Below are 2,093 nucleotides of genomic sequence, written 5' to 3' on the forward strand. Positions count from 1 at the left end.
GCGCACGGCTGTCACGGGCCGGCCCACGCCGCCCGGCCAGGGGCGCGCGGAAGCGGCCGGCGCACGGCCGGGCGGCGTCGCCCGAGGGCGAGGCCCACGTGCCGGGCGACCGGACCCGGGAGACGCACCGCACGTCGTTCCGGGCGAGCGGGGACCGGCGCTCGTCGCGCCGCGCACGTCCTCGCCCGCCGCACGGATGCGCCGACGCACGCGCACCCTCCCGCCAGGCCGCTGGGTCCGGTGGCGGGCCGGCCACCTGCTCGTCACGGGCCGTGCGTCGCTTGCCCTGCGCGTCGGACCGCCACCGTGGGGCGAGGACGACGGTCCCGACGGCACCGGTCACCCCGAGCGCGAGCGCGGGCGCGGCGACGCCGAGCAGGTCGTGACCTGGCTCGCCCCGCTCGCGGGCAGCGTCGCGCTCGCGCTCGTCCTGCGGCAGCCCGCGCTGCTGCTCGTCGGGCTCGTCGTGCCGCTCGTCGGCCTGGGCGTGCACCTCGCTCGACGTCGGCGCCGGCGCGGCGCGGCGGACGGTGCGGGGCACAGGCGGGACGGGACCGACCGCTCGGCGCATGCGTATGACCACAGGCACGGGCACCGGCACGGGCACGGGCACGGGTACGGGCTCGGGTACGGGCTCGGGTACGGGCGCGGGCACGGGGACCGGGACGGGGACGGCGACGAGCCGGACGGTCCCACGCCCGCGCCGGAGCGCGTCCCGCGCGACCCGGCGGACCTCACGTTCGTCACGACCGCGGCGACGCTGGGGCGCGGCGGCCGCGTCCGGGGCGGCGTGCCGTGGTCCGCGGACGGATGCCTCGCCGTCGTCGGCAACCCGCAGGACGCGGCAGCAACCGCCCGGGCCGTCGTGCTCGCGGAGCTGGGCAGCCACGCGGCCGCCGACCTCGTCGTCGTCTCCCGTCGGCCGGACGGCTGGGGGTGGACCGCCCCCGTCGAGCCGCGAGAGCCGCTGCCTGCGCCCGGCGACCCGGGCACCGTCGTCGTGTGCGACGACCCGGCGACCCTCGGGAGGCTCGCCGTGTGGCGCGCCGGCGCCCCGGGGCGGCACCGCCTGCTGCTCGTGCTCGGTCGCCGTGCCGACGTGCCCGCCTGGTGCCGGCACGTGCTCGAGGTCGCCCCCGACGGTGCGCGGCTGCACGCCGGAGGCGCGGCACCGGCGGTCGTCCCGTGGCACGCCGTCACCGCGGAGCGCGCCCGTGCGCAGCTCCTGCGCGCCCGCACCCTCCGCGAGCTCGCCGGTGCACGGCCCCCGGTCGCCGCACCGCCCGCGCACGTCGCGCTCGGCGACCTCCCGGGTGTCCCTGCTGCTCGTCCGGACGCAGTCCTCGCGGCGTGGTCGACCGCGGGGACGGGGCTCGTCGCGCGGCTGGGGCGCGGCGCCGGCGGCGAGGCGGTCACGGTCGACCTCGTCACCGACGGCCCCCACGCGCTGGTCGCCGGCACCACCGGCGCCGGCAAGTCGGAGCTCCTCACGACCCTCGTGCTCGCCCTCGCCCTCACGCACGGGCCCGAACGGCTCGCCGTGCTGCTCGTCGACTTCAAGGGCGGCACGGGGCTCGGTGCGGTCGCCGGGCTCCCCCACGTGCTCGACCACGTCACGGACCTCGACGCCGCGCGGACGCAGCGCGTGCTGGCGGGGCTGCGTGCCGAGAGCCGGCGCCGCGAACGGGTGCTCGCCGCCCGCGGCGCTCACGACGTCGCGGACCTCGACCCGCGCGACGCGGCGACACCACCCCGGCTCCTCGTCGTCGTGGACGAGCTCCGGGCGCTCGCCGACGACGTCCCCGACGCCGTCGCGACGCTCGCACGGCTCGCCGCCCAGGGCCGCGCCCTCGGGATCCACCTCGTGCTCGCCACGCAGCGGCCGGCGGGCGTCGTCACCGCCGACCTGCGGGCGAACGTCGAGCTGCGCGTCGCGCTGCGGGTCGCCGACGACGCGGACTCACGGGACGTCGTCGACGACCCCGGGGCCGCCCGGCTCGACCCGCGCACCCCCGGCCGCGCCGTGCTGCGTCGCGGGTCGCTGCCCACGGAGGTCGTGCAGGTCGCGCGCCCCCGTCCGGGCACCGGCGCGC

Annotated in this window: 1 protein-coding gene; it reads left to right on the forward strand. The window is 80.3% G+C overall.

Annotated elements, in window-relative coordinates:
* Positions 1-196 precede the first annotated feature (196 nt).
* A partial coding sequence (locus CTKZ_RS11060) for an FtsK/SpoIIIE domain-containing protein (RefSeq protein ID WP_268904337.1) occupies positions 197-2,093 on the forward strand: 1,897 nt, incomplete at its 3' end.

Origin of the sequence: Cellulomonas algicola, from assembly GCF_003851725.1 — a bacterium.
In the GTDB taxonomy this organism is placed as follows: domain Bacteria; phylum Actinomycetota; class Actinomycetes; order Actinomycetales; family Cellulomonadaceae; genus Cellulomonas; species Cellulomonas algicola.